Raw genomic sequence first — 25,327 nt, 5'->3', positions numbered from 1 at the left:
ACTTTCCAGATTTGTTGATTCTCAGCATTAAACAAGCTGACCTCAACGTCTTTCGGCTCAATTACATCATGTTCCTTTGCCACTTATCCACACCTCCATTTCTATACTGGAATAAAAAAATACCTCATCAGCTAAAACTGATGAGGTACGAGTTGGTGCTTTCTGGGTGGTCAGGGGATCGAACCCTGGACCCACGGATTAAGAGTCCGTTGCTCTGCCAGCTGAGCTAACCACCCATATCGGTGCTATCGCTTCACGACTTAAATACTATATCACTTCAAACCGCGTCACGCAAGCTTTCCCGACAAAAAAATCCGCCAGCTGGCGGATTTTGGACTTCATTAATCGAGGTCGAATAGCGGATGGATCGACTGATTGGTGGCGATCAATTCGATGGCTTGGCCGATCATTGGGCCAACGGATAAGATCTGCATGTTTGGCAACCGTTTTTCTGCTGGCAACTCAATGGTGTCAGTCAAGACGATCTGCTTCAAAGGCAACTTGCCAATACGCGTCGCAGCGCCTGAAGATAACACCGCATGAGTGGCGGCGGCATAAATATCTAAGGCCCCGGCTTCTTGTAAGGCGCTGACAGAATCGGCAACGCGAGTACCTGTATCGATCATATCGTCGATCACAATGGCATGCTTGTCTTTAACATCCCCGATCACGCCAGCTTTGGCTTCACGCTTGTCCACAATGGCGATCGGCAACCCTAACAGTTCCGCCAGTTCTCGCGCATGTTTGGTGCCGGAATGATCTGGTGCCACCACGACAGCATTTTCGCCGAGATCTAAGTTTCGGAAGTAGCGGCCAAAAAGCGCTACGGTCTTCAAATGATCCACTGGGACATCGAAGAACCCTTGCAATTGATCAGCGTGCAAGTCGACAGCCACAATGCGGCTGATGCCATCCATTTGCAGTAAGTTCGCCACTAACTTCGCGGTGATCGGTTCGCGTGAGCGGGCTTTACGATCCGCGCGCGCATAGCCGTAATATGGCACGACCACGTTGATGTGATGTGCCGAAGCCCGACGCAAGGCATCGACCATGATCATCAGTTCCATGAAATTCTCGTTGACTGGATCAGACACCGGTTGGATCACATACACATCGGCGCCACGTACAGAATCATCGAGGTCGATTTGGATCTCCCCATCAGCGAAATGCTTTACTGATGCCGGTGACAGTGGCAGTCCTAACTCTGTTGCAATTTTTTGTGCGAGTGGTTTGTTTCCGTTCAGTGTGAAAAGTTTCAGTCCCGCCATGATTTCCTCCGTAAGCCTATAGTTAACTTCATTATACGCAACTTTGCGCCGCCTGAAAATAGGGTATACTAAGCTTAAGTTGAATGGAGGCCTGAAAAATGTCACCCACCCGAATTTTACCCATCCCAGGCAGTATCAATCTGCGCGAACTCGGCGGTTATGCCACTGAGTCTGGCCAATATCTCAAGTGGCACAAATTATTGCGTTCCGGCTCTTTAGGTCACTTAAAAACCGGTGCTGGCCAAATGCTTGAAGACTACGGTGTGATCTTTGATATCGATCTGCGCTCAGATAACGAAGTGCAAACTCGCCCTGATCGGATCCCACGCAGTATTTCATACCAACAATTATCGGTATACCCTTTTGTCGATCAACAAAAACAAGGCTTGTTCAAGCGTTTCAAAAAGAAGCTCCGCGGTGAATCGATCATGGATCAAATGGCCAACACTTATTGCCAAATGTTGACCGATAGCCATGCCAACGGTGCTTATGAACAACTGTTTGACATTTTGTTATCCAATGATCATCCTGACGAGTCGATCGTATTTCACTGTACCGCTGGCAAAGATCGCACCGGCGTGGCGGCGATGATGATCGAAGGCGCACTGGGTGTTCCTGAAGCGACCATCCGCGAAGACTACTTGTTGACCAACTTGGTCTTAGAAGCGCCAGACGAAATGGCCCACGCTGATCTGCGTCATGGCGCTAACCAATTCGTCAACCAAATGAACGCCCATCAAGCTGAAACCAGTAACTACGACGCGATCCGCGATTTGATCGCCAACCAATATGGCGGCTGGGACCACTATCTCACTGAACAATTACGCTTATCGGCTGGCGACTTAGCCGACTTGCGCACACTCTATTTAACCGACTCACCAGAGCCAAAGGACTGATCGCAATGAAAAAACGTTACCTCGTCGCTGGCACTTTGCCAATGTTGCTCACGGCTGGCACCTTTGCCGCTGCAGAAAAGCTTTATACTTACGCCTTCAAGCGGATCAACTATGTGCCTGACGCGTCTGACGCCATGCAAAAATATGCCAATGACTACTATTATCATGTCGATTGGGTCGCCGATCAGCGCCCTGACGTTTGGCATTTGGATACCCCAGATAATCAACACTTGTCGGCGTTGTGGCTGGCGCATCCCAATTCCAATAAAGCGGTGATCATCGGCCACGGCTACAAAGGCACTGGCATCACCATGGCCAATTATGCGCATATGTTTTACGACATGGGCTTTTCTGTGTTGTTGCCAGATGATCGCGGGCACGGCCAATCAGATGGGACTTATATCTCTTTTGGTTGGCTGGACCGCTTGGATTATTTGCAGTGGTTGCAACAGATCATCAAACATTTAGGCCAAGACTGCGAATTGTTGCTATTTGGCACTTCGATGGGTGGCGCCACGGTCAGCTTAGTCGCTGGCGAAGCGACCTTGCCCAAACAAGTCAAAGCCATTGTTGAAGACTGTGGCTACACCTCATTAGATGATGAATTGACGTATCTCATGAAAAAACTCTTTCACATGCCCAAAAAGCCACTGGTGCCTTTAGCCAGCTTCATCAACTATCGCCGCTTAGGTTTCACCATCTCTCGCGTTGACGTGCAAGCGGCATTGCGCCGCAACACCCGGCCGCTGCTGGTGATCCATGGCCAAAAAGACGTTTACGTGCCCACATGGATGGGCGAAGAAAACTACAGAGCCAGTGCCGGTCCCAAAGCATTATGGCTGGTGCCTGATGCGATCCACGCAGAAAGCTATTGGGTCGACCCTGAAGCTTATGCCACGCATATCCGCGACTTTATCACACCGTATTTTACCCAGTTGGCTGAGTCCTAACTGAACAAATTTTTTGACCGCAAAGATATTTTGCGGTTTTTTTGCGTATATATAGAGTGTGGGGAAAAGTAGTTGACAGTGGCCTAGACCGATGTTATATTGGACTAGACCAAGAGAGGGAGGAATTTTTCATGGACGTCAAAGTATTCGACAACAAAGACCAAGCAAGTGAAGCAGCATTTGAATTTATCAAAGCAGGGTTAGCTAACGGTGCCAAAACCTTAGGGCTGGCAACTGGTAGCACCCCAATTCCTTTGTACAAGCACATGACTGACAGTGATCTCGACTTCTCCAATATCACATCCGTAAACTTGGACGAATATGTTGGCTTAGCCCCAACTAACGACCAAAGCTACCGTTACTTTATGAACGAACATTTATTCAACTTGAAACCTTTCAAAGAAACTTTTGTCCCAGACGGCTTGAACCAAGACGCCGAAGCTGAAACCAAGCGCTATGACAAAGTGATCGCTGATCATCCGATCGATATCCAATTGTTAGGCTTAGGTCAAAACGGCCACATCGGCTTCAACGAACCAGGTTCTGACTTCAACGGCGGCACGCAAAAAGTGCATTTGACCCAATCCACTATCGACGCCAACGCCCGCTTCTTCGACAAAGAAGAAGACGTGCCAACTTACGCTTACTCCATGGGCATCGGCTCCATCATGAAGAGCAAGAAGATCTTGTTGTTGGCCTTTGGTGAAAACAAAGCTGACGCCGTCAAAAAGATGGTTGAAGGCCAACCAACTGAAGATGTGCCAGCATCTGCTTTGCAAAACCACCCAGATGTGACCATCATGATCGACAAAGCTGCAGCTTCCAAGCTCAGCAAATAAGCGCCACGAAACAAGCAGCGGTTTATCGCCAAATGGCGATAGACCGCTGTTTTTCGTGTTTTAAAAAAGCGCTTGCATTCTCAGATCAAAGGTGTTATGCTTCATTCACCAACAAAAAGTAAGTTCCAGGGACTTGCTTTTGTTGGCAACAGCACTAAGCAAAGCCGCGCGGTTAGGTACATCGTCTGCGCTTTGTGGCAGCAAACATCCCCATGGCGTCGAAGCGTGGGGATGCGCATTCCGTGGGCAAAAAGTCGCTGGGGTACCGAAGAAAATTGTCAGCTATCACTTCGACAAAAGTGAGTCACAGAAGCGGCCCGCCGTGTTTGAGCGTTTCGCGACTGATCAAAGTGGAACATCGAGACAACTGTCGCCCAGTTTCGTCCGAGGGCTCCCTGATTTTCGTCGCAACAACCTCATCACGACGCGTCGGATTGTGCAAAACCCGGGATCCACCTGCGCCACCGTTTTACCCACAGTGAATTTTGGACTGTGGCTGTTCGAGTGCCCACGGGCATGACAACGTGTGACTTTGAATCACTCACCGTCACACTTCACAAACGAATTTGAAGGCACCTAAATTGGGTTAGTAGGCACTTTTTCAACCAAGCGTTGGATCAGTGCCTATTTGTATGCGATAAACCGGGATTTTGTTGCATGGCGACGTCACCTTTTTGGCCAAGCGCTTAAACCAGCGCCGGTTGCCGATGATCAGCGTCTGTTTTCACGGCACTGGGAAGCGAAAACTGTAAGGTGGTTTGATGTTGAATATCGCCAGAAGCCAAGGCGACTTGCGCATCATTGATGACACGAAAGCCTAGATCTTGCCAGAACTTCAAACGCTCAGGCGTCGCGTTGACGATCATGGTTTGCAGATCCGTCATTTGCCCTTGATACTTGGCGACGATCACATTTAAGATCGCTTGTTCATAGCCTTGACCGCGCAAAGCTTCGGGTAAGATCAACCGCCGCAAATAAAGCGTATTGGCTTGCGGATATCCAACGACCAACGCCATAGCCGCCACCGGCTTGTTGCCGTCTGAGATCAAGCGATAATGTAGCGCACTAGGATCAACGCCTTCAGGCACTCGGTGTAGATCTGTTTCAATGGTGGCATGCGTCGGCATCGGCGCCCCATTTTCACGAAAATAAGCCAAAGCCCCACGATATAGCTTCATCAACGTATTGCGCTGTGGCATGGACCGAATCGTTTCAAAGTCTAATTTCAAAATCATGACTCCTTTCAAAAAACTTGTCGCTCTAATTTAGGTATACCTTAAATACGGGTAGAATGCAAGTTTTCAGGCATCAAATCCAATGGATAGCTTTGTTTAGGGCAATCTAAAAACCACCCGTATGACGCAAAAGGTGGTTTTTGATGATCAATTTAAATGTTGCAATAAATAATGGAGTTCTGCCGCTACTCGCTGCTTGGTGGCTTCACTGACAGCGGGACGATCGGCATACAAGAGATCAACTGCCAATGAGTTGCGCAGTAGATCGATACAAATCGACGCCAGCTGGGTCGCTTCTGGCACACTCAAGGTCAACCAAGACATCGTGGCCAATTGGGCACTGAGCGTTTGGACGAATTTCATGGCTGAACGATCTAGCCACGCACTGGCTTGCTCAGATAACAAATGCCGCTCGCGTACTGTGATCACAAAGACTTGATTGCCTTGAGGTTGAGAAAATACTGCCCAAACGGCTTCAAAAAATCGCCGCATCGCCTGCTCAAGCCCAGCCAAGGTGTCAACGTCTTGCAAAGGCAACCGTAGCGCCAACAAGTGCTCACTGATGCCATGGGTGACGATCGTATCAAGCAAGGCTTGTTTACCTTGAGGAAAATAATAATACAATAAGCCGTCAGCGATCCCCACCGTTTGATTCAACTGACGTGTAGTGGTATTGGCAAAACCTTGTGCTGCAAACAATTCCTGGGCGGTGGTCAAGATCTGCTCGCGGCGTTGATGATTGTGTTGGGTCATCCGCTCACTTCCTTTATCGGTGGTAAAACGTTACTCCCGCACCACTAACACAGAAATCGGGGCATATTTGGCCATGTAGGCTGCTTGCGAGCCGAAATGCCGTTTGAGGCCGCGCTTGGCTTCAGCGCCGACCACCAATAAGTCTGGTTGATACTTAGGGATCAGCGTTTTGACGATGGTTTCACCAGGGTCGCCTTCTGCGATCACCGCCGTGACTGATTTGATCCCTGCACGTAACGCTAAGCGGCGATAATCTTGAATATGTTCTTCTAACGCCGCCGCTTCGCCATGCACATAATCTTTATCCATGGCTTCAAACACAGAATAATCATCTGATTCTAAAATACTGGTGATGATCAACGCCGCATCATCAGCAAGCGCCCGATGAATGGCATAGCGAAAAGCAGCCAAGGCATCTTCTGAGTCATCCACACCCACGAGAATTTTTTGATAATCTTTCACTGGCATTATTCAGCGCCTCCTTCATAATCCGGGGTCGCGCGAAGTTCACCATTTTGGGCATGGAGTTGTGCCAAACGCTTGTCGCCGCGGTAAATATCGACCGCACACCACACCAGCAAAGCCAACACTGCAACGATCGCCACATAAGCGGCAATGTGGGCCATATTCACGTCAGCAGCTGACGCATGATCGCCTAAAAAGCCGGCGAATGAATCAGGCAACGCGATCATGTTCAACACTGTTAAACCGATCACAGATAGCCAGCCGCAAATTTTGACCCAAGCCACATTTTTAAACGAGGCACTCATTTCCGCGGCAGAATCAGTCATCATCAACAGTGGCAACATGGAAAATGGTAACGCAAAGGCTAAGAACACTTGCGAGTTGTTCATGAGATCATTCAATGCTGTGTGCTGATCGATCTTGCTCATGCCAGACGTCATCGCCACGCATAACAGCACTGGGATCACTGAGATCAACCGGGTGACCAACCGCCGTGCCCATAGTGGCATTTTCATGTGCACGAAGCCTTCCATGATCACTTGGCCAGTCAACGTCCCAGTAATGGTGGAATTTTGCCCACTGGCTAATAATGCGATGGCAAACAGCGCCGATAAGATCCCAGATTTCGCTACGGCGATCAACACGCCGTTAGACAACATCGAGGTGTTGGATAAGGCGTGATATAACCCAAAGAATGATGGATCTTTCACGACGCCAGACTTAAACACCGCCACACCCATGATCAACAACAAGCTGTTGACCACAAAAGCGATGGATAACTGGATGTTCGTATCCCAGTTAGAAAACCGCACCGCTTGGCGAATCTCAGCTTCATTGCTGTGATCGATCTTGCGGGTTTGTGAAATCGCCGAATGCAAGTACAAATTATGCGGCATCACAGTTGCCCCGATGATCCCAAGGGCCCCAGATAACGGCGACATGCCGCCAACTTTTGGATGGTTGGCGATCATCGCGGCACTTGGTACCAAGCCTTTGATCACCCCGCCCCAATCTGGGTCAGACAAAGCCACTTGGTAAACGAAAACGAACAAGATCACCATGATCAAGCACACCACAATCGCTTCAATTTTCCGAAAGCCGATTTTGGTCAATAACAATAAGATCAAGACATCAAAAACGGTAATGAAAACCGCGATGACTAACGGAATATTGAAAAGCAGGTATAGCGCGATGGCCGCGCCGATCACTTCTGCGATATCAGTGGCCATGATCGCAAACTCGGTCATGATCCATAAAATAATGCCTAGTACCTTACTTGTGCGAGCACGAATGGCTTGCGCAAGGTCCATTTGAGTAACGATGCCCAGTTTAGCCGCCATGTTTTGCAATAACATGGCGATTAAACTGGAAATCAAGATCACAGACATCAATAAGTATTGGAAATTCTGCCCGCCGGTAATGGACGTCGACCAGTTACCGGGATCCATATATCCGACTGCCACTAACGCCGCTGGGCCGGAATAGGCAAATAACGTGCGCCAAAATCCTTTGTCTTTCGGAACTTCAACGGTCCCATTGATCTCTTCCAACGATGGCCCATTCGCATATTCGATCAATTTATGCTTTTCAGGCTGTTTGTTCTGTTGTTTCAATTTGAACACGCTCCTCCCTGAAACACCTTTTAGTCTAACCTAATCTTTCCATATGTAAAGTGTATTTTAGTGTTTCCTAAATTTATTTTTCAGTCACCAATGCCCGTTTACAGGCTTCAACAACGAAAAAACACGAAACCTATATAGTAGGTTTCGTGTTAGTTAAGTTCGCTATCAAGGGTTGAACAAGTGCTCAATTTATGAACGGCTAAATATTTTTTGCGGCGTATGCCAACATGTCGGCATTTTGTTGATTCAACAGTGGCGGCAGCTGATCAAATGGCCAAAACTTCAAGCCTAAGGTCTCATCCGTCGCTTGCGTTAACAGTGCGCCGCCAACTGGGGCCACTAAGTACAACATCGCAATGGTTTGCGCCACATCCCCGTTAGGATATTTGGTTTCGCCTTGATCAAACAGCTTCAACGGCCGCACAATGCGCACCTCCAAGCCGCTGTCTTCTTTGTATTCGCGCACCAACGCTTGCGCATACGTTTCACCATATTCCAAATACCCGCCTGGCAAGCTCCAATTATGGGTATCGGTGCGCAGATTCAACAACACTTCGCGCTTTTCATTGACTAAGATCCCAGCTGTACAATTGAGAATGATCGGCGTATGTCCGACTAATCCACGGATCATTTTGATATAACCATACGTCATCGTACCACCTCCTGCTCACACTCTACCGGAAGTTGTTCCTTGGCGCAAGGCAACGGTTTCATGCCTTCGTCAAAACGTGTACAATAAGCGGTGAAGACTGACGAAATGAGGCGAAACCAGTGGCAAGATACACGATCAATGATGTGGCAAAACAAGCTGGCGTTTCTAAAGCGACGGTATCCCGTTATTTAAATGGCCATTTTGAACGCATGTCTGAATCGACGCAAGCGCGCCTAAAAAAGGTGATCGCAGACATGCATTTTGTGCCCAACCATAACGCCAGCGCCTTAAAATCCAAACACACCCACCAAATCGGCGTGGTCGTCGGTGATCTGGCCAATGGCTATGCCCCATTTTTAGTCAAAGGCATCGCGGCGATCACGCAACCGCTTGGCGTTCAGATCCTAGTGGCAGAAGGCAAAACCGTTGAACAAGAACACCATGCGTTAGTCCACTTGTTATCGCAAAACGTTGACGGGCTGATCATCCAACCGCGCAGTCCTAAAGCCGCAGACTACCAGTTCGTCCAAGACGCTAAAGTCCCAGTGATGCTGGTCGATCGCGTGATCGATCCCCTAGCTTTTGCGTGCGTGACGTCAAACGATCGCCAAGCGACGCAGATCTTGGCCCAAGCGGTGCTTGAAAAAGGCTATCAACAAGTGCTGGTGATCGCCAATCCGTTAGCTGAAGCGTCAGTGCGCCAAGAGCGCTTTGACGCTTGGCAAAGTGTCGCTGAGAAATTCAGCGTGCCAGTGACGTTGTTAGAAGTGGCAGATGATCAAGTCGACGATCTGCAAAGCTGGCTGAATCGGGTGGCCGATCAACGCGCCGTGATTTTTGCCGCTAACGGGAATTTGTTGTTGGCGACTTTGAAGTGGTTACAACACCATCACATCGCCATTCCAGATACGGTGGGCTTATGTGGCTATGACGATTGGCGCTTCGGCGGCTTGGCCGCGCCGGCTTTGACAGTGGTCAATCAAGATCTGCATCAAATCGGTGAAACTGTCGCCAAGCAATTGATGACCTTGATCGCCGGTGACCCGATCAAAATTTGCCGCACTGAAGTTCCTGCCGATATTCATTTGCGTAAATCTGTTTAACGTAAAACGTGAGCGACCAAAATGCGGTCGCTCACGTTTTTGTTTTACTCAGTATATATTTTTTGTTGCACTTGCGCAGTGAGATCGGTATCCAAACTCAGCACACCCCATGGCAAGCCAGAGTAAACCGTGCCATCTTTGGTCAGTACTACCCGACCAAAATGACCGAAGTCGGCATCAACGGCCGGCTCGCCGGTACCATAATCAAACGACACATCATACACGGCATCGACGGAAAAATCTTTGGTATCGTCTTCAGTGAATAACGAAAACGTCGCTTTGGTGTTGGTTTTGAGCTCGTCCACATGCGGATCATGCGCCGCCGGCAGTGCCGAGATCGCCCAATTATAAAAATCCTGCGCATTGGCAAAAATGTCCGTCAGTGGTTTGGCTTTAGGCTGCTCGCCTTTGGTCACGTCTTGACGCAATTTATCTAACTGCGCTTTGGTGATGTCTTTGAAAATATTCCCGCTCTGATCACCGCCTCGCGTAGTCATCGTATAATCCCCGTTGCGCGCGATTTTCAGTTGGGCCATTTCATGCGCAGAAGGCCCCGTGCCGGCGATATAAATCCCCCAAATGCTGGCCACATAAGTCTCCCCATCAAAATGCGACTGTTTGGCATCTAAGTAGGCCGCCGGTAAGTCTTTGCCGTTGCTATACGCGTAAAACGCGCGCCGTTGCAGTTCGGCTAGTGGGATCTTTTTGGTATCCATGGCAGCGATCGCTTTTTGAACGCCTTGGATCAAGGTTTGGTCGCCTTCTGCCAGCTTGGGATAAGTCATTTGCTTCAAAAACGCTTGAAACGCCTGCAACTGTGCCAAGGAAACATCGTTTTTTAAAGTCCCGCCATTGGAAATTTTGGAGATTTCTTGTTTCAATTCCGTGCGCTCTTTTAGCTGCGCCGAACAGGTTGCCAAAATATCTCCTAACGTCTTTTTCAAAGTCGGATTGGCGTCAGCGATTTTCAACTTGGCTTTGGTGATCGCGGCTTGATCAGTTGATTCAATGATCATCGCCGTTTTATCAACGCTGGCGTCATGGATCGCTTCAGGCATCACCAAGGCGTTCACCGCGTTGGTGGCCACGCGAGCTTGTTGCAAGTGGCGAATATCGGTGGTGCGCTTGGTTTGCGCCGCGTCGATTTGCTTCAAGCGTTGTTGATTTTTCGCGGTGGCGTGTGCGCGATAAGGTTTGACCTTGGCGATCAGCTGATGGCCTGATTTTTTTAACGCGCTCAGCTGATGGGCAGAGGTGTTGGACTTGATGTATTGATTGGGTTTGGCCCAGTGCTTCGCCACTGCTGCATCTAGCTTTTGGCTGTCAACAACGGCGGCTTTTAATGTTTGGTCGACTTTGGCGGCAGCCAGTTGTTTGGTATGTTGATGCCACAAACCAAATCCGACTAAGATCACCACGACGATCACGGCAACTAAGCTGCCCCAAAACCCTTTGGGATGTGTGTGGACCCACTTTTTCATTTTCATCATGCTCCCTTTTTCATTCGATACTTCTATTAAACCATGCTGTCGCGGTTTTTAATACGCTTACAGGAAATTCAATGACGCAATAATTTGGTTGACAAGCGCCGCTGTTATCGATATATTTATAAATGTACAATACTATATCAAATATAATATTGTCAGGAGGAAGCTATGAGTATTGCGATCGCCACAGAAGTGCTTGATGGCTGCGTTTTGGGGCTGTTGGCTCATGCTGATGACTATGGTTACGCGCTGACGCAACAAGTCCAAGCTGTGTTGCCCGTATCTGAATCGACCATGTATCCGGTGTTGCGCCGCTTGAACAAAATGCTTTGGGTGACCACGTATGATCGCCCTGTCGATGGGCGCAACCGGCGCTACTACGCCATTACCGACTTAGGCCAAGAGCAATTGGCCAAGATCCGCCACGATTGGCATCATTATCGCTCGGCGGTGGATCACTTATTGACCGCACCTACTGATTGACCGGTTTTTGAAGAATGGTTACCATCGTTTGACCTATGGAGGGACAAAATGACGCGCAAACATTTACTTATCGCAAGCTTGATCATCATCGTCGTCGCCGTGTTGGCGGTATTCGGCTGGCGGCATTACGCTGCTGACAACATCACGTTTGATGACGGCATCAAGCTCTCTCACCGCACGCAAAAAACGATCGCCTTAAAAGATTTTGATACGCTGACTGTCGACTTGCACGATAGCGACTTAACGCTCCAACAAGGCGCCAAAGCCGCGATCAAAGTGGTCAGCGGCAAACAAAACCAACCGACGATCACCCAGCAAGATGGTCACTTGACGCTAAAGAACTCGGCTAACCACGACGATTTTGATGATGACGACGATGAGGCAGAACCGCATATCGTGCTCACGGTGCCAAACCCCTTGGCCCTTAAAGCTTTCAGTGGCACGCTTGAAGACAGCGAAGTCTTATTCAATAGTCCCGTGCACGTGAACAAGCTGGCGTTGACGTTGCGCGACGGCGATTTGTCTGCTCATCACCTGCGCGTGGACTCAGGCAGTTTGACCAGTCATGATGGCGACGTTAAATTAACCGACAGCCACTTAACTGCTTTAACCTTCAATAGCGTTGATGGTGACCTTGACATGCAAGGTGGTAGCGTCGTCGGCGGGCGCTTCATTACCCGCGATGGCGATCAAAGTTTTAGCGCCACCACCTTCCAACAAGCCGTGACGTTGCAAAGCGACGATGGCGACCTATCAATCCATGGTGCTTCAAAAGCTTGGGGTTATCAGCTCAGCACCACCGATGGCCACATTCGCTGGTTTGAACAAACACACCCCACGGCGATCACGCAAAATCCTCAAGCATCACCTAAACTCCATGCCACCACTTATGATGGCAGCATCACCATCGATTAAAATCACGAAAAAACAGTGCAGTCGCGTACCATACCAACGCCAAGACACACAAACGCCCATGCACCGCGATTCCAGAAAACGGGATCGTGGGACATGGGCGTTTTAAAGCCGCATAGTCGCAACCTTTTAATATTCGCAAGCCCAAACACTGGGCGGATTTGATGAAACAGGTCAGCTAAACTTTTGGGGGCTGGCCATGAAACCAACGTTAATCATCGTCGTCGTCATCGTCTTCTTCAACTAAGCCTTCCCAAGCCGTTTTGCCTAAGAATGCTTGCAAGTGGCGGATGTTGCGGTTATTTTCACCGCGTAACTTGGTCAATGCTTGTGCCATCGCTGGGCGGTCTTCGCGCTGAGCGAGCTTAATGGCGCGATCGATAAACAAGTTGGCAAATGTCAGATCATGCGCTGTGGTGTCTACCATGGTTTCGGCGGATTCATACTTCAACCGCCCGTCTTCTTCGACTTTGGTATAGCGCGTATATTCATCAACGGTGCTAGGCGGTAGCTGATTTTCATCCAACAACACGTCAGCTAGGTCATCGAGTTGCGCGCGGTTTTGGGCGATCAAGTCGCGGTAAACCTGTTGTAGCTGGAAGGCTTGTGGGCCTTTGACAAACCACAAAATTTGATGGTATTTCACATCCAGATACCACATATTGGCCACGATATGGCCAGTCATGGCGCCGGCAGTGGGCTTATGGTGATCGATATCGGCTTGTTTGATTTCTGCTTGGTACTTGGCTTCGATTGCTTCAGACATTGGTTGTCTCCTCCTGATTACAGATCTTTAACTTTGGTTTTTTGGACTTCATAGCCGAGTTTGGTGACCACATCAGTCAGTTGTTCGGCAGAATTTTGGGTGTCGTCGAAATCAGCTTTTACTTTAGCGGCGTTGAACAGCACCTTGACATTATCGACGCCAGGTTGTTGCTTCACTGCAGCTTCGATTTTAGTTAAGCAAGACGGGCAAGTCAGCGCGTCGAGTTGCATCGTGATTTTTTTATTCATGTTGAAGACTCCCTTCGTTTGATTACAAATACAGTGTAGCGGCGCTTAGCCAAAAAGTTCTTGATCTATATCAAGTTTGCATCAAGTTTTGACAAATTTCGCCAAAACCGCCACACTAAATGCAACACATCGATAAAAGGAGTCTTTTTGCATGAACCCAGCCCTTGATCACATTGCGATTTCCGGGATCCGCCGCTTTAACGATGCGGTGGCCGGCATTCCCGACATGGTGCGCTTAACGTTAGGCGAACCGGACTTCAACACGCCAGAACATATCAAACAAGCGGCGATCAAAGCCATTGCTGCCGATCAGTCGCATTACACTGCCAATGCTGGCGACCCGCGCCTGCGCGCTGCAGTGGCCGCCACTTGGCATGACAAATATCATGTCGATTATCGCGCCGAAGATGAGATCTTAGTCACCGTTGGCGCCACTGAAGCCATTGCCATCGCCTTGCAAGGACTGTTTGCGCCAGGCGACGCCGTGTTAGTGCCAGCGCCAGTGTATCCTGGCTACATTCCGTTGCTCACCTTAAACCACATCAAAGCCATCATCATCAATACGCGCGCCAATGATTTTTCATTAACGCCTGAAATGATCGATCAAGCCATTGCCGACCACCCTGATGACCATATTGCGGGGATCATTTTGAATTATCCTAACAACCCCACTGGCATCACCTATAGCCGCTTGCAGCTGCAAGCTTTGGCTCAAACTTGCGTGGCGCATGACTTGATGATCTTGGCTGACGAAATATATGCTGAGCTAACTTATGGCACGCCGCATGTGTCGATCGCTGAATTTGCTTGGGATAACACCGTGATCATTTCCGGCTTGTCCAAATCCCATGCCATGACCGGCTGGCGGATCGGCTTTTTGTTGGCGCCGGCACCGATCACCCAAGCGTTGAAAAAGATCCATCAATATACGGTCACTGCCGCCACCACTGTCGCGCAAATGGCTGGCATCGAAGCGCTAGAACATGGCCAAAACGACGGTGCTGAAATGCGCGTGATCTATCAACAACGCCGCGACTATTTATTAAAGGCCTTGCAACCAATCGGGTTTTCGGCGATCGATCCCCAAGGCGCCTTTTACTTATTTGCCAAGTTGCCTGAGCGCTTTGCGGCAGACGCCGAAAAATTCTGTACCGACTTGGCCAAAGAGGACCACTTGGCGATCATTCCTGGCACGGCTTTTGGTGACGTTGGCCAAGGTTATGTGCGCTTGAGCTACGCCGCTAGCGAAGAGAATTTGCACAAAGCCGTTTCCCGCTTGACGCACTTTGTGGCAACGCATTAACAAAAACCGTTTTGAACTGCGCGATTGGCGCGGTTCAAGGCGGTTTTTCGTTGCGCTGACATGTTAAACTAAAGCCAAAAGGAGGTGCCGACATGGCCGATTATTTTGATTATTTGAACCGTTTTGGCAACGTCACCTTTGCCCAGCAGTCACTATCGATCGTTGATGCGGCGATTTTTGCGCAACTGGCTTATTGTGACTTCGGCACCCGCACTTATGGTCGCTTAGGCGATTTGACCAAAGCTGACGCAACGCCGATGGTGGCCAAAACTTGGCAAGCGGCAAATAACTTGAAGTTGCTCACCACGCTAGCGCACACGCCGCGGTATCAAAATGTCTACTGGTTAGCAGCAGTCAATGACTTTGATTTCCAGCGCCAACAACAATTCTCAGCAGTGACGTTTCAGCTGACGCCCAACACGTACTACTTGAGTTTCCGCGGTACCCGAGCAAATTTTGTCGATTGGAAAGAAGATTTCAACCTGACATTTTTAGACGCGATCCCGTCGCAATTGGCTGCTAGCAACTACTTGGCTGAGATCGCTGATTATTACCCGGGAAATTATTACCTCGGTGGGCATTCCAAAGGCGGCAATCTCGCCACCTTTGCCTTTGCCCATGCCGGCGACTTACGTTCTACCATTCAAATGGTTTACAACTTAGATGGTCCAGGCTTGAAACGCCCAATGCCTTCAGACCCTAAGATCTTAAAGTTGGTGCCACAATCTTCGTTGATCGGGATCATTTTAGATCCCAGTCAAGATTTCGCGGTGGTGCACAGCACTGCCAGTGGCTTTAATCAACATGACTTGTTTTCTTGGGAGATCCGCCAGCGGGATTTTGTTTATTTGCCGGCGCTTGATCTGCGCTCGCGTTATGCGCAGAAATTACTGAATCAATGGGTCGCTGATCTTGACGACGCCACCAAACAACAAGCCTTAGATGCGGCATATCAAGTGGTGCAAAATACTGGCCAAGAAACCTTCGCTGACTTGGCCAAACAACCGGCCACCAGCGCCAAAGCGATTTTAAGTGGCCTCAAAGCCACCGACCATCAGGCTTTCAAAGCCGCTGCCCATGGTTTGGCGCAAGCGTTGCTCGAAAGTGTCCCCAAACCAGATCACCACAAGTCGTAGCTTTTGCGGCTTGTTTTTTTCGTCAATGGTGTTACAATGTAAATTACAAGTTACTTTATAAATCACAGGAGGCATTTTTTTGACAACATATGCAGTTACCGGCGCTACTGGCCATTTCGGCCAAGTCGCCTTGAAATTCTTACATCAATTCTTACAACCAGGTGATGCTTTGATCGCCTTGGCCCGCAACCTCGAAAAAGCCCAAAAGCTGGTGCCTGACAATGTGCCAGTACGCTTAGGCGACTACGATGATGTCACCAGCTTGACCCAAAGTTTAGCTGGGATCGACCGCTTGTTATTTGTTTCTAGCCAACCTGGCCAAAAGGTTTCTCGCGCTGACCAACATCAAAACGTGGTCAATGCCGCCAAAGCCGCTGGGGTGAAATTCATCGCCTACACCAGCTTTCCGCAAGCGCCAACTAACCCTGCGAGCTTGGCTGCTGATCACAAAGCCACTGAAGCGATGATCGCAACTTCTGGGATCAAGCACAGCTTTTTGCGCAACAACTGGTATTTGGAGAATGAAGCCAGCACCTTGAAAGCTGCCGCCAACGGCAAAGATTTTATTTATTCTGCCGCTGATGGCAAAGCCGGCTGGGCTTTAGAGCGTGAATACGCCGAAGCCGCAGCGCGGGTGATGACGTTGACCGATCCGCAACCCGTTTACGAATTCGCTGGCGCGCCGCGGACTTACGCGGATCTCGCCCATGCGATTCCTGGCATGTTTCACGTGAAACTTGTCAGCGATGCCGACTATGCCGCTGGTTTGCAACAAGCTGGTTTACCCAAACCCGTCGCCGAATTGATCGCTGGTTTTCAAACCGTGATCCGCAATGGCGGCTTACAACCAACCACAACGGACTTGACCCAAGTGCTCGGCCATCCATTGACGCCACTGGCTGAGGCGATCCAAGAGGTCTTAGCGTGAAATACTCTCACAAGCTTTCTGATGCGATCCACATTCTCGCCTTTGTTGACATTTTCCAAGGCGGCGATGTGTCCAGTACAGCCATCGCCGGCTCGATCGAATCCAACCCTAGTTTGGTGCGGCGATTGATGGCGCAATTGGCCAAGGCAGGCTTGTTAACGACGCGCCCTGGCATCAGTGCTGCAACTTTGGCGCGCCCAGCAGATACCATCAGCTTGCTGGATGTGTATCAAGCGATCGATGACGCGCAACAATTGCTACATGTTGACCCGCAAACCAATCTGGCCTGCCCTGTTGGTCGCAATATCCAAACCACTTTAGATGGCGTGTATGACCGCATCCAACACGCCGCAGAAGCGCAAATGGCTGACGTCTCTTTAGCTGAGATCATCCAAGACCTGAAAACTAAGATCGACGCTTGATTCAAGGCCGTCACTTACTTTGATCAAAAAAGACCAAGACTCGGAAATCACGAATGATTTTCAAGTCTTGGTCTTTTGATTTGGTCGACTCGCGTTTAACTCGCTTCAACTCAGTCGCGAATCGGCATGGGTTCTAAGAGGCTATAAAATTGGCGCTTGTCTGAAAAGTCTGCCATATACAGCCCATTCCACCCAGCCTTGGCACCGATCCAAGCCAATTGGCCGATCAAGCTTTCTTGCGGCGTCGGGAAAATGATCTTCCCATTGCTGGCTTTGATGCGAATATAATTCACTAACCGATTGATCAGCGCTTCTGGATCTTTAGCGGTGTCCAGCTTGCGGTAGACTTGACCCAATACATCGGTGATATCTAACAATTGTGGCGACTGGTCCGGACGTTTGATCAGTAAGCCGCGTAACGCTTGAATGGCTTGTTTGGATGTTTTGACCGTATCCATACGCTTTTGTGATTTGAAAGACATTTGTTTCACTTCGATTCTTACTTGCGATACTTATTCCAAAACGGATACCCGGCTGAGCCATTGCGGAAGTTCTTGGGATCGCGCAACTCAGCATTTTTGTCGATGCGCCCACCAATGAACGCCAACACGACGGCGACGGTGATCATGACATAAACCCACCAAGGCGCCTTGAGCAAAACTGCCGGGATCAGCGCGATGATCTCAGCGCTGGCCAGCATGGCTTCGCCAGTGCCGATGCGAAAAGCTACCCCATACATGTGTCCACCTGCTTTCTTGATCAGCTTATGGAAAACGCTTAGGCTTTGGGTCAAGCACGCCATAAAACTGCATTTTGTCGTTATAAGCGGCGCGATTATGCCCATTCCACCCAGCTAACTTGGAAATATCGCCTAATGCGATCAGCTTGGCTTCGGCACTGTGGCCAAATTCAACGTTTCCAGCTTTACCCACCAGGTAAATATAATTCACCAGGCGATTCACCCAAACTTCTGGATCTTTGACAGTATCGAGTTTCTTATAAACTTGCAACAACACATCAGTGATATCGGTCAATTCAGGCGTTTGTTCACGCTGGATCAACTCGTTGTATAAGTCATGCACCAACGTTTGTGCGTTTTGTCGCGTATCCATTTGCTCACCCCTTTTGCTTTCGCCTTCAGTATACTTGCCGCAAGTAAAATTGACGATCAAAAAAATTAACGTCTCAGATTCGCCGATAAACGTCGATACTTTTATCGCCGTGAACCACTATAATTAAGGGGCAAGCAAGCTTTGCGTGCGATCAAAAGATGAAAGGTGCTTGATAATGATCGATGTGACCATTCCCACTTATTTGATGGAAGTCATTCCCCAATTTGCCATGATTTTTGTGGTGCAATCCAAACTGTTATTTGACCAGATCCATTGGGGCTATGTGGTGAAATGGTGGCTATTGGCCACGATTTTTTCCTTGGCTTTCAGCAGCGTCGGTGAAGTCGTTTTTGCGGCGCTTTATATTGCCACGCTATTGAAGCGCCACGCGTCGCCGACGATCATCAGCTTTTTGTTTTTGATCGATGGCTATATTTTCTATCGCAATCTGGTCACCTTACCGCGCTTGTTGAAATTGCCGTTATCGACGCACCAGTTAGTGATCGCTGACGCCATTTCCACCATTTTGATCAATGCCTTGGTGATCGGCGCGATCATTTACGCAACTTATCGCTTTGACTCGCAACTGCAGGCGTTAAAGCAGACCTTAGCTGCTGACTTGGCCAGTCGGCGCGTGTTTATCGGCTATTCGTTGCTCACTTGTGCCAGCCTTTACGCGGCGGACATGATCGCCGATTGGGTCCACTTGTCGTTTCGCGTGGAAGCCACGATCTTAGGAATCTTATTGCTATTGATCGCCAGCAACTTGGCGGCGTTCTTCTTTTTGAACCACGCTTTGCAAGCCAGCGCCCAATTCAAATTGTTACAAGCCGCAGACGCATCGCGGGCAAAATACTACGCCGATCTTGAAGCCCAACAAGCCCACACCCAAAAGATCTTGCATGACTACAAGAATGTATTGGCGTCTTTGGAGTTGTCGTTGGCCCACCCTAACGCCGAGTTGACCCAAACCAAGCAAGTGCTCACCCAAGCCAAACAGACCTTAAATCAGATCCAGCCTGATCACTCAGCACTTGATGCTGTTAAAGCGTTGCCGCTGCGCAGTTTGCTGTATTTGAAATGGACTCAAGCGGCAAACCGCAACATTAAGCTGAACCTGCAAACCAACGGCACAGTGACGATCGCCAATAATGCCGACTTACTGGATAGCTTGCGTGTGGTGGGCATTTTGTTGGATAATGCCATTGAAGCCACTGACCCGCAAGGTGAAGTCGAGGTGCTACTTGACGCGTCTGAGCGCGATTTAATGATCACAGTGATCAATAAAGTCTCAGCCGACTTTAAACTGTTTCGGTTAGGTGAAGCCGGCTATACCACCAAAGGCGCTGACCACGGCCATGGTTGGGCCAACATTCGCGCGATCTCCACCCGAAATCATCACCTCAAGCTCAGAAAGCATGTGTCAACAAACAAACTGGCCATTAATTTAGTGATCGAGGTAGTTTGATGCCCCCTATTTACATATTAGAAGATGATCCCACTTATCGCGCCTTTTTGACCCAACAAGTCACCAACACCATCACGATCGAAGCGCTGGCGTTTCAACTCCAGCTGGCGACCGCTGATCCACAAGCGATCATGGACAACCTTTCAACCCATACCCCGCAAACGGCGATATTTTTCTTAGACATTGAAATTGCCGATTCAGCGATCAGCGGCATCGATCTGGCCACTTTTATTCGCAGCAAAGTCCCAAATGCTGACATTATTTTCGTCACCAATCACCCAGAGTCGGCTTTATTGATCGTCACCAACAAGATCATGCCGCTGGACTTGATCCAAAAAGGCTTACCTGCAGACACGTGTGCGGCGATGATCCATCAAGATCTGCTGACGGTGGCCAAGCGCTTGACGCAAGCGCTCGACCAAGTGACGTATACCTTAGCTGGCACCATTCACGCCGTTGCGTTAAACCAAATCGCTTATTTAATGACGGTACCTGGTGAACCAGGCACGCTGAGTTTGATCAGTGACAACGAAACGGCTGAATTTCGCGGCAATCTCAACGATTATGAAGCGCGCTACCCGCAGTTGTGTCGCTGTCACAAAAGTTACTTGGTCAACTTAGCCAAAGTCGTGGCCTTTGACCCCAAACGCCGCCAGTTGACCTTTGCTTTTGCGCCACCAGCCGCAGTCAGTTTCCGCAAAGTCAGTGAACTGCGCAAAAAGTTGCTCGCGCGCTGAATCTCAGTTTAAAAAATCCCGATCAGCGACGTCACTGATCGGGATCTTGTTATTTAATCGGTACTTTTGAACCGCGGATCCGCTTGCCGATTCAAACTTGGATCCATCGTGATCAGATCCTGCCACGCTTGTTGGATTTCAGCAGGGATCTCGACATGCGCCAAAAAGCCTTTGCCTTGTGGTCCATAGCCGCTAGCATCATCGCGCAACCGCGGCAACTCCCCACACAGTAAGGTCAAATACTGATGCAGCGGCCACATGCCAAGCGGGGTGGTATCATAGGCCAATTTGTCGTCGACTTGCACGTGATACGTGGCATAATCGACGATCTCAAGATTTGGCGCGACTTTGGCTAACGTTGCATGCATGCGCAACTGCATGGTGGCGTCTTGCATCAATAACACCGACTCGCAAGGCCAATCATGAGCCGCCACCACCTGCAATAAATTGGTGATATTATTGCCACAATTCGTCGATGCCGTTTCCAATGCGTCCACTGATAAGCCGTATTCTCGCTGCAAAATTTGTGCAAACAGCTCGGCTTCGCTTTCAACCGGCGTCAGCTTTGGGTACAATTGCGCCGCTTTGGCCAATAATTTGGCGGTAGTATGGCCGAAGCCGCCAACGATCACATAATGCTTGGCGATATGGTGTTGGATCGCTTCTGCCAACACCGCCACGCCGGCTAGAATCGACCCGCCAAACAGCGCACACACATCCACTTGTGGGTGACCAAGTGTTTTCTGAAAAGCCTCTTGAGTCAATGCCGAAACCTTGCGTGGTCCTAAAAAGCGCGCCAATTGATTCACTTGCGTCGCAATTTGCATCTTAAACTCCTTTTTTTCACGAAAAGTGGTGACAGTCCCATTAACGCAATTGTATTTGATTGAATACAACTGTTATACTGGAAGGCAATGCACGATCAGCCAAGGGGGAAGGGCCGAGTATGCTTTATGCTTTTTTATTGTACACCGCACAAGCTGTGATGATGGTGCTTTTCACCACAGGTTTCGTTAATTATCAAAGTCGACAATGGGAACACGCGATCACCAGGCCACGCACTAGTTTGCGTGGCCTTTGTTGGCGTTTTTGGGTCCCAAGCAGTGCCGTGGCGATCGCGCTGATATTTTATGCGATCAGTTCCGCACATACGCTACCAAATTTGGCGATGTTATTTAATGCGATCACCGTTTTTATTTTAACGTTTGTGATGTTTGACGCTGATACCAACTTTTGGGAATACATCGCGCGCTTAGCCGTACTGTTTGGCGTCGGGTTAACTTATTACCAAAGTGATTTTCACCAACTCAGTTTTGCGGCAATGGTGGTGATTTTTGCCGTTTGGGTGATCGTGATCTGGTTTTTCCGCGGGGCGATCCGCTATCACGTCGGCCGCCACATTTTCGCCATTTGGAGTATTGCAGCGGCGTTTTGGCTCAGTGTCCCACCAGTTGTTCGCGGGCTCACCATGACGCCTTTGATCCGACTGGAGGCGTTGAGTTTTTCAACCATCGCCATCGCTGTTTCTGGCGTTTTTTTGGCGCGGACTCACCGTTTAGAGCTGCAAAGCCAAGCCAATGCCTTTCAAGTTGAATACGACGCGTTGACGCAAACCAAAAGCTTTGCGGCGTTTGAAGCTGAATATCCTAAAGCCTTTACTGACGCCCACCAAAACGATACGCCGCTGACACTGATTGCCATTGATATCGATCGTTTTAAAGCGATCAATGACCATTTTGGCCATTTAATCGGCAATGATGTCCTCACTGGCATCGCCAACACCTTGCAAAATCAGATCAATGATCAAGGCGTAAACGCGACGCTTTACCGCACTGGCGGTGAAGAATTCACGATCGTGTGCTTAGGACTGTCTTCACAAGAAACTTTGCATTTAGCACGCGCTTGTTGGCAAGCGGTGCGCAGTCGCGACTTGCCTGCTGGGGTCTACCACATTCCTTGTACCCTTTCTTGTGGGTTGGCGGAAATGACTTTCGCTGACGCCAAAGCGGATGATCTGTTTCGCCGCGCCGACAAAAATCTCTATCAATCCAAACAACGTGGCCGCGATACGGTCACCCTTTTTGGCCAAGCCGTCGCGGATATGCGCCCAGAACGCGCCATGGAAACTTATACTTACTTCACGCAACGTGTCGTCGATGTGAAGCACAACTTGAACGTGATCGCCAATGAAGTTTTATTGGCGCATTATCGCCGCGACCGCGATCTTTGGGAAACGGTGACGCGCCCAGAGCCGTTGCAAACGCAAATGACCTTCATGCAAGAAGCCGCGCGCATGAACACCAAAGAGCGCATGTCGATCTACCTCAGCGCTGAAGAATTCGCCCAACCAGAAATCCCCGAAACGTTAGGCCGCTTTCTCGCTCAGCCTGACGCACCGAAATTGTTATGGGTCAACTTGCGCCGCTTACCAAGTGCGGCCACTTTGAAACGCGTGCGCCATCGCTATGAAAAATATGATATTCGCATTATCCCAGATGTGTTGCACTTGCAACAAGATGCCGCCCAAGTCGCCGAGATCTTGCCGCTAGTTGACGGGTTGAATATTTCATTGAATGGCTTGCGCGAGGCCTTTTCTGATAACACCGAAGCCGAAGCGGCGATGGTGGCGTGGTATCAGCGGTGTCGCCGATTTGAAGTCGACGTGATTTTTAACCAAATCGAAAATTCCGTCGATGCGGATTATGTGCGGCATGTTTTGAAAGGCCGTTTTGTGCAAGGTTACGCCTTTGATCAGCCTGAATTGCCCCGTTTAGGTTAGAACTAAATTAAAATAAAATGAAATTTCCCCTTGACGACCCATTAAATCAGTCGTTATACTGATCACAATTCCTAAGCGAATCACATTAAACGAAAGGGGCCACGACTTATGATCAACGCAAACGTCCAACTGCACAGTTTGATTATTTCGGCGATTATTCGCATTAACGTGGTCCCACACGCTGATGTGTTCGCCGAATAGTTAAGGTGACGGTTTGATGGGACGCCGTCATAAGCCTGACTATTCCAACCGGAAATCAATTTCCGGTGGTCGTTGCCAGTGAGTGATCACTGCGCCGAAAGGAATTGCCATGTTGATGTCATTTAATTTAAACAACCGAGAATATTTACTGAGCACCCGCGCCATTATGGTGATCAGTGCGATCATGGCCTAACGCCATTTTCACGCTGGTCGTTTAATCGCAGGTGCTTTTTTTGCACCTTGAACCACTCAGCAAATAACTCTCGGCCGATCCAATTTGATCGGCGCTAGCGCAAAAAATCACTTTGCGCAGGCGTCTATTTTTATACCCAAAATTCGAAAGCGAGGCACTTATTATGACCCAAACAACTTATTTCAACGCCCAATTATTCGATGGTTTGCACGATGGTTTCACGCCTGATTCCTGGTTCACCGTCGACGATGAATCCGGTAAATTAACCGCCACTGGTACTGGCAGCGCGCCAACTACCGACCGTCAAGTTGATCTCAACGCGCAATTCGTCACCCCAGGCTTTATGAACTGTCACGTGCATCTGGGTTCGAATTCGCATCAACTGGCGCAAGGCCATCGCAGTGAAGCAGAAGTCACCTTGTTAGGCCTGCAGAACTTGCACGACTTGCTGAAATCAGGCGTCACTTATGTCCGCAACTTATCAACTAATTATGATGTCGATATCAAGTTGCGTGACGCCCAGCCAGTTTACGGCTTTAAAGCCCCACATGTGGTCGCCTCTGGTCGCGCCATGAGTGCCACTGGTGGCCACGGTGACAGTCCAGATCACACTGGCGATGAATCTTATGTCGTCGACTCGCCTGATGAAATGCGCCATGCGGTGCGCTTAGGCTTCAAACACGGCGCGGATGTGATCAAGTTGATGGCCACTGGCGGCGTGATGTCAGTCGCTGACTCCCCGCTTGATGCCGAATTTACTTTAGAAGAAATGGCAGTCGCCACTCGCGAAGCCCATGCGCGCCGTAGCAAAGTCGCCGCCCACGCCCAAGGCACTGAAGGCATTCGCTTAGCGTTGAATGCTGGAGTCGATTCCATCGAACACGGGATCTTCTTAGATGAATCAGAAGCCGAATACATGAAAACCAATCAAGTTTACTTGGTGCCGACCCTTAACGCCGTGCAAGGCATCGTCGATCATGGCCAAGGCCAGATCCCAGATTACATGGTGAAAAAAGCCAGCGATTTTGCCCAAGCCTTTTTCAAAAATATGAAAATGGCCGTTAAAGCCGGCGTGCCTTTTGCCACTGGCACTGATGCTGGTACCCCATTCAACGATTTTGAAACTGGGTACTTTGACGAACTCGACTTGTTGGTCAACAAAGTCGGCATGCCGGCGCAACAAGTGCTTTACGCCGCCACGAAAAATGCCGCTGACTTGCTTGGTGTCGCAGATGAATATGGCAGCTTACAAACTGGGAAATACGCCGACTTCTTGGTGCTGAAAGGCAACTTACTCGAAGACGTCAACAATTTCCGGCAAGCCGACAAACAAGTTTACTTGCATGGCCAACGCATGTTTTAACAAATT

At 49.3% G+C, this 25,327-nt stretch carries 28 protein-coding genes and 1 tRNA gene; 14 read left to right on the top strand and 15 right to left on the bottom strand.

Translation table 11 applies throughout. From position 1 onward, the window contains the following. Positions 1-163 precede the first annotated feature (163 nt). Positions 164-236, bottom strand: a tRNA-Lys gene (locus ACKTSG_RS02220). A gap of 105 nt (positions 237-341) precedes the next feature. After that, complete coding sequence (locus ACKTSG_RS02215) at positions 342-1,268, bottom strand: ribose-phosphate diphosphokinase (RefSeq protein WP_407891523.1); 927 nt, start codon at positions 1,266-1,268, stop codon at positions 342-344. Positions 1,269-1,366: 98 nt separating this feature from the next. Between ACKTSG_RS02215 and ACKTSG_RS02210 the strand changes: the two genes are divergently transcribed. The 3 genes from ACKTSG_RS02210 (at position 1,367) to ACKTSG_RS02200 (ending at position 3,953) form a co-directional block, all read left to right on the top strand. Then, on the top strand, positions 1,367-2,164 hold the full coding sequence (locus ACKTSG_RS02210) for a tyrosine-protein phosphatase (protein WP_407891521.1): 798 nt from the start codon (positions 1,367-1,369) through the stop codon (positions 2,162-2,164). Between the two features lie 5 nt (positions 2,165-2,169). Then, entirely contained in the window at positions 2,170-3,114 is a 945-nt protein-coding gene (locus ACKTSG_RS02205) for an alpha/beta hydrolase (protein WP_407891519.1), read from the top strand. A gap of 131 nt (positions 3,115-3,245) precedes the next feature. Next, positions 3,246-3,953 (top strand): glucosamine-6-phosphate deaminase, encoded by a 708-nt coding sequence (locus ACKTSG_RS02200; RefSeq protein ID WP_407891517.1) that lies wholly within the window; start codon positions 3,246-3,248, stop codon positions 3,951-3,953. Between the two features lie 686 nt (positions 3,954-4,639). On the opposite strand, the gene ACKTSG_RS02195 is transcribed toward ACKTSG_RS02200, so the two are convergent. From ACKTSG_RS02195 to ACKTSG_RS02175, 5 genes are all read right to left on the bottom strand, one after another. Further along, entirely contained in the window at positions 4,640-5,182 is a 543-nt protein-coding gene (locus ACKTSG_RS02195) for a GNAT family N-acetyltransferase (RefSeq protein ID WP_407891515.1), read from the bottom strand. A gap of 153 nt (positions 5,183-5,335) precedes the next feature. Next, entirely contained in the window at positions 5,336-5,941 is a 606-nt protein-coding gene (locus ACKTSG_RS02190; RefSeq protein WP_407891513.1) for a TetR/AcrR family transcriptional regulator, read from the bottom strand. Between the two features lie 30 nt (positions 5,942-5,971). Continuing rightward, the gene (locus tag ACKTSG_RS02185; protein ID WP_407891511.1) at positions 5,972-6,409 is read right to left on the bottom strand and encodes a universal stress protein; all 438 of its coding nucleotides are present in this window, start codon (positions 6,407-6,409) and stop codon (positions 5,972-5,974) included. Beyond that, complete coding sequence (locus ACKTSG_RS02180) at positions 6,409-8,019, bottom strand: Nramp family divalent metal transporter (protein WP_407891509.1); 1,611 nt, start codon at positions 8,017-8,019, stop codon at positions 6,409-6,411. Before ACKTSG_RS02180 ends, ACKTSG_RS02185 begins: the two co-directional genes overlap by 1 nt. A 208-nt stretch (positions 8,020-8,227) precedes the next feature. Further along, positions 8,228-8,680: an NUDIX hydrolase gene (locus ACKTSG_RS02175; RefSeq protein WP_407891507.1), complete on the bottom strand. Its 453-nt coding sequence runs from the start codon at positions 8,678-8,680 to the stop codon at positions 8,228-8,230. Positions 8,681-8,799: 119 nt separating this feature from the next. On the opposite strand from ACKTSG_RS02175, the gene ACKTSG_RS02170 reads away from it, so the two are divergent. Further along, positions 8,800-9,783: a LacI family DNA-binding transcriptional regulator gene (locus ACKTSG_RS02170; RefSeq protein WP_407891505.1), complete on the top strand. Its 984-nt coding sequence runs from the start codon at positions 8,800-8,802 to the stop codon at positions 9,781-9,783. A 44-nt stretch (positions 9,784-9,827) separates the two neighbouring features. Here the strand turns inward: ACKTSG_RS02170 and ACKTSG_RS02165 are convergent, their stop codons facing one another. After that, positions 9,828-11,264 (bottom strand): hypothetical protein, encoded by a 1,437-nt coding sequence (locus ACKTSG_RS02165; protein WP_407891503.1) that lies wholly within the window; start codon positions 11,262-11,264, stop codon positions 9,828-9,830. 174 nt (positions 11,265-11,438) lie between these two features. On the opposite strand from ACKTSG_RS02165, the gene ACKTSG_RS02160 reads away from it, so the two are divergent. Then, the gene (locus ACKTSG_RS02160; protein ID WP_407891501.1) at positions 11,439-11,753 is read left to right on the top strand and encodes a PadR family transcriptional regulator; all 315 of its coding nucleotides are present in this window, start codon (positions 11,439-11,441) and stop codon (positions 11,751-11,753) included. A gap of 48 nt (positions 11,754-11,801) precedes the next feature. After that, positions 11,802-12,668 (top strand): DUF4097 family beta strand repeat-containing protein, encoded by an 867-nt coding sequence (locus ACKTSG_RS02155; protein WP_407891499.1) that lies wholly within the window; start codon positions 11,802-11,804, stop codon positions 12,666-12,668. Positions 12,669-12,876: 208 nt separating this feature from the next. On the opposite strand, the gene ACKTSG_RS02150 is transcribed toward ACKTSG_RS02155, so the two are convergent. Then, positions 12,877-13,431 carry a ferritin-like domain-containing protein gene (locus ACKTSG_RS02150; RefSeq protein ID WP_407891497.1) on the bottom strand — a complete coding sequence of 185 codons (555 nt, stop codon included), beginning with the start codon at positions 13,429-13,431 and terminating at the stop codon, positions 12,877-12,879. A 17-nt stretch (positions 13,432-13,448) separates the two neighbouring features. Next, a complete protein-coding gene (locus ACKTSG_RS02145; protein ID WP_407891495.1) occupies positions 13,449-13,679 on the bottom strand; it encodes a heavy-metal-associated domain-containing protein in 231 nt (76 codons plus the stop codon). 151 nt (positions 13,680-13,830) lie between these two features. Here ACKTSG_RS02145 and ACKTSG_RS02140 point away from each other — a divergent pair, with 151 nt between their 5' ends. From ACKTSG_RS02140 to ACKTSG_RS02125, 4 genes are all read left to right on the top strand, one after another. Further along, positions 13,831-14,982 carry an aminotransferase class I/II-fold pyridoxal phosphate-dependent enzyme gene (locus ACKTSG_RS02140; protein WP_407891493.1) on the top strand — a complete coding sequence of 384 codons (1,152 nt, stop codon included), beginning with the start codon at positions 13,831-13,833 and terminating at the stop codon, positions 14,980-14,982. A gap of 92 nt (positions 14,983-15,074) precedes the next feature. Continuing rightward, on the top strand, positions 15,075-16,118 hold the full coding sequence (locus tag ACKTSG_RS02135; protein WP_407891491.1) for an Mbeg1-like protein: 1,044 nt from the start codon (positions 15,075-15,077) through the stop codon (positions 16,116-16,118). A 79-nt stretch (positions 16,119-16,197) separates the two neighbouring features. Continuing rightward, positions 16,198-17,046: an NAD(P)H-binding protein gene (locus ACKTSG_RS02130; RefSeq protein WP_407891489.1), complete on the top strand. Its 849-nt coding sequence runs from the start codon at positions 16,198-16,200 to the stop codon at positions 17,044-17,046. After that, a complete protein-coding gene (locus ACKTSG_RS02125; RefSeq protein ID WP_407891487.1) occupies positions 17,043-17,468 on the top strand; it encodes an Rrf2 family transcriptional regulator in 426 nt (141 codons plus the stop codon). The genes ACKTSG_RS02130 and ACKTSG_RS02125 overlap by 4 nt, the downstream gene beginning before the upstream one ends. A 110-nt stretch (positions 17,469-17,578) precedes the next feature. On the opposite strand, the gene ACKTSG_RS02120 is transcribed toward ACKTSG_RS02125, so the two are convergent. The 3 genes from ACKTSG_RS02120 to ACKTSG_RS02110 are packed head-to-tail and all read right to left on the bottom strand — an operon-like array spanning position 17,579 to position 18,580. Next, positions 17,579-17,926, bottom strand: a complete 348-nt coding sequence (locus tag ACKTSG_RS02120) for a bacteriocin immunity protein (protein WP_407891603.1) — start codon at positions 17,924-17,926, stop codon at positions 17,579-17,581. Between the two features lie 41 nt (positions 17,927-17,967). Next, on the bottom strand, positions 17,968-18,207 hold the full coding sequence (locus ACKTSG_RS02115) for a hypothetical protein (protein WP_407891485.1): 240 nt from the start codon (positions 18,205-18,207) through the stop codon (positions 17,968-17,970). Positions 18,208-18,232: 25 nt separating this feature from the next. Beyond that, positions 18,233-18,580, bottom strand: coding sequence for a bacteriocin immunity protein (locus tag ACKTSG_RS02110; protein WP_407891483.1), 348 nt, complete (start codon positions 18,578-18,580; stop codon positions 18,233-18,235). Between the two features lie 175 nt (positions 18,581-18,755). On the opposite strand from ACKTSG_RS02110, the gene ACKTSG_RS02105 reads away from it, so the two are divergent. Beyond that, positions 18,756-20,048: a GHKL domain-containing protein gene (locus ACKTSG_RS02105; protein WP_407891481.1), complete on the top strand. Its 1,293-nt coding sequence runs from the start codon at positions 18,756-18,758 to the stop codon at positions 20,046-20,048. Continuing rightward, on the top strand, positions 20,048-20,785 hold the full coding sequence (locus ACKTSG_RS02100; protein WP_407891479.1) for a LytR/AlgR family response regulator transcription factor: 738 nt from the start codon (positions 20,048-20,050) through the stop codon (positions 20,783-20,785). Before ACKTSG_RS02105 ends, ACKTSG_RS02100 begins: the two co-directional genes overlap by 1 nt. Before the next feature lie 53 nt (positions 20,786-20,838). On the opposite strand, the gene ACKTSG_RS02095 is transcribed toward ACKTSG_RS02100, so the two are convergent. Further along, entirely contained in the window at positions 20,839-21,612 is a 774-nt protein-coding gene (locus ACKTSG_RS02095; RefSeq protein WP_407891477.1) for a YdcF family protein, read from the bottom strand. Positions 21,613-21,731: 119 nt separating this feature from the next. Between ACKTSG_RS02095 and ACKTSG_RS02090 the strand changes: the two genes are divergently transcribed. Then, on the top strand, positions 21,732-23,564 hold the full coding sequence (locus tag ACKTSG_RS02090) for a GGDEF domain-containing protein (RefSeq protein ID WP_407891475.1): 1,833 nt from the start codon (positions 21,732-21,734) through the stop codon (positions 23,562-23,564). 240 nt (positions 23,565-23,804) lie between these two features. Here the strand turns inward: ACKTSG_RS02090 and ACKTSG_RS02085 are convergent, their stop codons facing one another. Then, positions 23,805-23,951 carry a hypothetical protein gene (locus tag ACKTSG_RS02085; protein WP_407891473.1) on the bottom strand — a complete coding sequence of 49 codons (147 nt, stop codon included), beginning with the start codon at positions 23,949-23,951 and terminating at the stop codon, positions 23,805-23,807. Positions 23,952-24,121: 170 nt separating this feature from the next. On the opposite strand from ACKTSG_RS02085, the gene ACKTSG_RS02080 reads away from it, so the two are divergent. After that, complete coding sequence (locus ACKTSG_RS02080; protein WP_407891471.1) at positions 24,122-25,321, top strand: metal-dependent hydrolase family protein; 1,200 nt, start codon at positions 24,122-24,124, stop codon at positions 25,319-25,321. The last annotated feature ends 6 nt before the right edge of the window (positions 25,322-25,327 follow it).

The organism is Lacticaseibacillus salsurae (genome assembly GCF_045862175.1).
GTDB lineage: Bacteria > Bacillota > Bacilli > Lactobacillales > Lactobacillaceae > Lacticaseibacillus > Lacticaseibacillus salsurae.
The sequence above is the reverse complement of the archived record's forward strand: the minus strand, read 5'-3'. Positions and strand labels throughout refer to the sequence as shown.